This window comes from Streptomyces lushanensis (assembly GCF_001700515.1).
In the GTDB taxonomy this organism is placed as follows: domain Bacteria; phylum Actinomycetota; class Actinomycetes; order Streptomycetales; family Streptomycetaceae; genus Streptomyces; species Streptomyces lushanensis.
Genome location: NZ_MAUD01000432.1, coordinates 1 through 5982, shown reverse-complemented (window position 1 = coordinate 5982; position 5982 = coordinate 1). Strand labels below are relative to the sequence as shown.

Sequence of the window (5982 nt, the reverse complement as noted above, 5' to 3'; positions counted from 1 at the left end):
TGAAGTTCGTCCAGGCGACGTCGCTCGTCGGCGAGTTTGGCCGCAAGCACCGTTACCGTCCACGTACGACGAGCCGCCAGACGCGACGCAGCGATCCGGATCGTCAGAGGCAGGAAACCGCACGCCGCCACCACGGCCAGCGCGGCCTCCCGTTCCGCAGTCACCCGCTCCTCACCCACGATTTTGGTGAACAGAGACAGCGCCTCGTCGGGGGACATCACCTCGAGGTTGACCAGGTAGGCCCCGCTCAGATCCTCCATCCTCACGCGCGATGTCACGAGAGCCGCACAACCGTCCCTCGCCGGTAGAAGCGGCCTCACCTGGGCCGCGTCCTTGGCGTTGTCCAGCAGCACCAGGACCCTGCGTTGATCCAGCGTCAAGCGGTACAAGGCCGTCCGCTCCGCCAGGGAGTCTGGGATCTCGGAATCAGCCACCCCCAACGCTCCCAGAAACGCACCAAGCACCGTCGCCGGCTCCGCTGGCTGCGAGTCCGCACCTCGGAGGTCGACGTACAACTGCCCGTCAGGGAACGACCCGCGCACACGATGTGCCACGTGCACCGCCAGCGTCGTCTTGCCAACTCCCCCGACTCCAGCGATCCCCGTGATTCCATCAAGGCCCCCGATGCCCGGCAACGCGGACACAGCCATCACCTTGCCGCCCGCCGACTTCAGTCGCTCGCACAGCTCGTCCACGAGAGACGTCCGGCCCGTGAAGTCTGAGACAGTGGTGGGGAGTTGAGCAGGACGGACCTGGTCGGCGCTGGGCTCGGGCTGCGGGACGGTGGGTTCCACCAGGCCAGGGTCTGCCTGCAGGATGCGTTGCCGCAGTTCCCTCATGCCTGGGCGCGGGTCTACCCCCAACTCCTCCACCAGAAGTCTTCTTGTGTCGTCGTACACGGCGAGCGCCTCGGCTAGCCGCCCGCTTTGGTACAGCGCCAGCATGAGCAGTTCGCGCAGGCGTTCTCGCAGTGGGTGTGCCGCGGTCAGGGCCGTCAGTTCCGGCACTGCCTCCGCATGGCAACCCTGCTCCAGGTCCATACCCAGGCGAGATTCGAAGAGTTGAAGCCGCCACTCCTCCAACCGGACCCGCTGCGCTTCCGCGTACGGACCCGGTACACCGGCCAGCGCCTCGTCGTCCCACAGCGCCAGCGCGCGGCTCAGCAGCTCACGGGCGTGGCACAGATCGCCGGTATGCCTTGCCTTCTCCGCGTCGGCTGCCAGCTCCTGCGCCAGTACCAGGTCCAGGGTCCCCTCGTCGAGCCCACGGATCGCGTATCCGCCCGACTCGCTCACGAGGACCCCGGGACTCAGAACCTTCCGCAGCCGGGAGGCATACGTCCGTACTGCCGCCAGCGCCTGCGACGGCGGCTCCTCGCCCCACAAGGCGTCGATCAGCTCGCCCGCGGTCGCCGTGCGGCCCTCGCGCAGCAGCAAGACGGCCAACAGGGCCCGCTGCTGCGGGGAGCCGGTGCCGACCAGTTCTCCGCTACGCCAGGCACGGACCGGGCCGAGCACGCTGAAGCGGACCGCATCCGCATCACTCTGGCGTTCCACCTGTTCCGGCACTAGCAGGAGTGGCGCTTCCGACGCCTGCGGTGTAACTGCATGGGCGGCTGACGGCACCGCTTGCTGCCAAACAGCTGCTCGCCGTTCTGCGGCCGCCACGAGCGCACGCGCACCGTGAAGACCTCGGCGCACGTCGACCGTTTGTACAGTGTCGTATTCCACCGTTGCCAGGCTTCGGAGTGCGGCGATCGAACGAGGGTGGTGGATCCCCAGGGTTGCAGACATCTGCTGAGCGGCGATGGCAATGACATCAGCTGCGCGTTCCATGCGACCACGCTCGCTTGCCGCCTTGGCTGACTCGAACTCCGCCGACGCCAGCGTGACCAGAGCAGAGACGGACTTGGGGTGGTCGCCCCCGAGTAGGCGAACGGTGGCGCGGGCGAAGTGTTCGAGTTCCTCCACCAACTGATCTGCCTTCGCATGCCGGTTGGCCTTGCGGGCAGCGTTGGCAAGGATCGCGGTCGCCAGTAGTTGGATGTCCAGCCACTCTTCTGAGCCCTCGTCTCCGTCAGCAGTGCCTGCGGCGCGGCGGGCCCTGGCTGCACAGTCGGCGGCCCCAGCGGTGTCGTCCTGGCTCAGCTTCACAGAGGCCAGGTTCACCAGCGTTGCGGCGGACACCGAGCCGGATCGGGCAGAGTCCGCGAGCAGCTTCTCCGCGCTGGTGAGATGACCCCTGTCTGCGAGGGTGACTGCGAGTTGATTGCGCGTGGCTTCGTCCAATTCCGGCGGGCGAGGAGCCTGGACGAGCGACGAGCCCATATGTTCCAACAGCGACCGAGACTCGTTGTACAGACCGAGGACGTCCAGCAGGGAGATCAGCCGGGCGAAGTCCCTGCCCAAGGTCGAACGATCGAGTGGAAGCGGCTCCATGCAGAGCGTGCCGATCGCGCGCACCGTCTGAGGCCGGCCCGAGGATTCGCCGCGCAGTGCGCGCTCCGCGGAAGTGATCGCTTCCTGCCATGTGTTGCTCATTCCTCACCTCCGCTCGGTTCCTCTTGCATGATGAGCTTCACCGCATGGAACTTGACCTGGTCAGCGGAGACGGGGTCCATGACGCCCAGGTCGGAAAGCTGTTGGATGATGCGCATCGCGCTGTCCACGCGTGCCATCCGGTTCGCTGGGGTGAGAGGCGATGAATCCGCCCCGGACATGAGCTGAGGAACGTGCTCTGAGCGGCCAGGGCGCAGTACATCCATGAGATGCCCGGCGTCCAGGAGGTTGAGGCGCCTCATCGCCTCCCCGATGGTTGCAGCGAAGAGCACATTGGTATACCGACCGCTGTGTGGACTGGCGCGGTCTGGCAGTTGTTCGAGCAGGATACCGAGGACCGCCGGCTCACGGTCCGGGGCCGTGCTCTCCACGGGGCCCCCGGAGTAACCAGAAAAATCACCGAGGGGTTGGCTGGCCGTTAGCTGAAGTGCCTCTATTTTGGCGCCGCCAACGCACTTGTACGCCAATGCCCCGTTGTCGACGTGGCCACCGAGTTCTGCCTCGTTCTCGGCAGGCCGATACGGGCTGCGCCAGCGTTCGCCGCCCTGTGCGACTCCGGCCACGGGAATAGGCCGGGTGACATCAAACTGGGAAGAGATCTCAATGAGAGCCAGGTCAGCGCCCTCGTCCTGGCGACGGACCCGCCCCTCTACCTGGCTGCCGTCGGCCAGCACGATATCGAGATCCGCGTCGAGCGCAGTCAGCCCGCCCAGACAGTGGAGTGCGGTGATGACCCGCCAGCGGTCCACAAGGAAGCCTCCCCCGAGCCGCTGCTCGCCCTGGTAGAGGTCAACCCAGTATCCCACGCTGGTCACGCCCCGCCCGAAACCCGCTCCACGGTGAGTGTCACCTCGAACGAGGCTTCTGCGGACGCCTTGGAGAGGATGACGCCAGCCTCGGCGGCGAGAGTTAGCCCGAAGGTGACGTCCATGCTCGCGACCTGCCAGCCGTCGCGCTCGGGGACTCGGGCCAGAGACTGCTGGGCGATTGCTGATGCCTGGACGATGGCTTCCTCTACCTCACCAGCGCGGTCGCTGAGAGACGACGTCGGCCGTGTCCTTGCGGCGATTTGACGGCTTCCTGCGGCATCGAGCTTCACCGTCTCGACCCTGACATCGGCCATGACTGCGGCATCCCCCGTCTACTACGTCTTGTTGGGCACCTCCCGGAAGCGTAGCCACACAGGAAGTCGCACGCGAAGGCTTCGCCGAACAAGATCTGTCTATGGCACGGAAGTTGAGGGTCGCGAGGGCGTCCTTACCGGTATGCAGCACGACTTGTGATGCCCGTCACTAAAATCGCAGCCTCCCATGAAGCAGTGAAGAGGCATGCTGCGTACTCTCCGGCGGGCGTGAGCCACCAGCCAGGCGGTCCCGGTCGAGAACTGCCTACAGAGTGCCACACCGCTGGCTCCGCTCTGGCCATGTTCCAGCGAACAATGGGCCGCCTCGCGCTCGAGCCTCGACAATGGCGCCATAACGGTGGGCGGGACCAACTGGCCCCGCTCACCAATGTGATGAAACTCAGCGAAGCTGTGGAGGCTGTGCAGGCGCTGTTGCCGGGCGAAGTTGAATGCTCTGCTCATGTAGAAGGGAGCCGCACGGCGTCCTGCTCCCGGCTCGTGGCGGGGGCGTCGTCCTGCGATGCAGCAGCCACATGATTCACCGGACCAATGGACCTGCCGCCGATCGATCAGGAAGCCCCTCGCGCCTGTCTGGGCTCCCCGGCCCTGTGTCGCGTCCGACGCCCTCCGATGCCCTGGTCCGCGGCGAGTTTTTCCTCTCCTGCGCCACGGACTCCTTCTGCGGGTCCGACGTCCGGGCCGGGCTCGCAGGGGCCCACCTGTCGCTGCATGTCCTAGAGGCAGGCGTACACGATGGCGGCCGTCGCGATCCCAGCCCCCAGGCCAGACTCCTGTAGGCGACCAGTCCCGCCGCCGTCGCGAGGACCAGGATGATGACGATGTGGGTGTTGCGGGAAGCCATGCCACGCCAGATTGTCCGCGCCGAACCGAAGTACGGCCGTGACGCTCATTTGACGCTCCGGGCGCCCGCCAGCCCTCATTCGGGACCTGAAAGCCTCTCTGACCTGCTATTTTACGCTCTGTGTCCAGGGCTACATGTTCCCGATGACGCACCACGTGGAGTGCGTGGCGATCCTGGAGCCCGCCGGGAAGGGCTCCTGAACTGCTGTTTTGTATTTTCTGGCAGAATTTTGACGCTCGGATGACGCTCGAACACCGGAAGTCTCAAGCGTCCCACAGCACCTTCCCAGCGGCGGCTTGAGCCGCTATCTCGGTTGCACTCGTATGGGAACCGAGATAGCGGGCCGTCGGCCGGTCATGGAGGATGGCACCGGGGTCCGAGGTCCAGTGGCTGGTATCACCTCGCCACCCAGATACCAGGCCGGTATCATCACCGTATGGCGATGACACTCCGACTCCCCGACGACCTCGACGCGAAGCTCACCGAGCGTGCTCGTCGAGAGCGCCGCAGCAAGCAGGAGCTTGCCATTGAGGCCATCCGTGACGCCCAGGACCGGGCCGAGTTGAAGGTCGATGACGTCCTGGCCGAGCTCATGGACAGCGATGCGGAGATCCTGGACTACCTGAAGTGACCGAAGTGCGCTACATTCAGATCGACGAGATCCTGGCCATCGCCCGCACGGTCAACGGTACCGAGCACAGCGTGCGTGACATGGGACTTCTCGTGTCGGCGATTGAACGGCCCCGGACCAACGTGTTCGGAGCCGAGGTGTATCCCACGCTGCACGAGAAGGCGGCAGCATTACTGCACTCCGTTGCCCGCAATCACGCGCTGATCGACGGCAACAAGCGCACTGCCTGGCTCGCCATGCGTGTCTTCCTGCGGTTCAACGGCGTCAGCGCCGGTACCGTTCCGCCGCCCGTCTCCATCGCCGGCCCGTTTGTCGAGGAAGTCGCGCAGGACAACGTCGACGTACCAGTCATCGCCAAGCGCCTGTCGGTCTGGTTCCCCGTTTCCTGACACACGACGACGTGTGGGCGGCTTCGGCCAGTCGTGCACGAACGAATGCGCTCCCGCGCCTCCGCCACCGAACGGGAGTCCGTCTCGCGGAGTCCGGGCTGGTCAGCCGGGACGCTCGTTTGACGCTCCGACCGTCCGGCACCCCGATCCAACTCGGGGGAAAGTATCTCTGACCTCTATGTTTTCAGGTCCTCGCCCTAGGGACACCCTCCCGATGACGCACCATGTGGAGTGCGTGGCCATTCTGGAGCCTGCCGCCAAGGGTTTCTGATCTTTGCGGGGGACGGTTCGAGTGAGTGTCTACGGCTCCGCGACCGGGGGGCTGCCATTCTCGTCGGTACCGACACGGCGACCGGCGGGAGTATGGGATGGGCTCGGAACGGGATGGGGCGTGGCGTGTGGCGGAGGCGGAGGTGGCT

General features: G+C 65.8%; 5 protein-coding genes. 2 read left to right on the top strand and 3 right to left on the bottom strand.

Annotated features, from left to right (window positions below; all coding sequences use genetic code 11):
• The 3 genes from BFF77_RS37255 to BFF77_RS28675 form a co-directional block, all read right to left on the bottom strand.
• On the bottom strand, positions 1–2540 hold a 2540-nt coding region (locus tag BFF77_RS37255; protein ID WP_245703753.1), incomplete at its 3' end, for an AfsR/SARP family transcriptional regulator.
• Positions 2537–3373: a trypsin-like peptidase domain-containing protein gene (locus BFF77_RS28680; RefSeq protein ID WP_066955562.1), complete on the bottom strand. Its 837-nt coding sequence runs from the start codon at positions 3371–3373 to the stop codon at positions 2537–2539. The genes BFF77_RS37255 and BFF77_RS28680, both read right to left, overlap by 4 nt.
• On the bottom strand, positions 3370–3681 hold the full coding sequence (locus BFF77_RS28675) for a CU044_2847 family protein (RefSeq protein ID WP_066955558.1): 312 nt from the start codon (positions 3679–3681) through the stop codon (positions 3370–3372). Before BFF77_RS28675 ends, BFF77_RS28680 begins: the two co-directional genes overlap by 4 nt.
• A gap of 1298 nt (positions 3682–4979) precedes the next feature.
• Here BFF77_RS28675 and BFF77_RS28665 point away from each other — a divergent pair.
• Positions 4980–5174, top strand: coding sequence for a ribbon-helix-helix protein, CopG family (locus tag BFF77_RS28665; protein ID WP_031089472.1), 195 nt, complete (start codon positions 4980–4982; stop codon positions 5172–5174).
• Entirely contained in the window at positions 5171–5563 is a 393-nt protein-coding gene (locus tag BFF77_RS28660) for a type II toxin-antitoxin system death-on-curing family toxin (protein ID WP_066955552.1), read from the top strand. Before BFF77_RS28665 ends, BFF77_RS28660 begins: the two co-directional genes overlap by 4 nt.
• Positions 5564–5982: the final 419 nt, after the last annotated feature.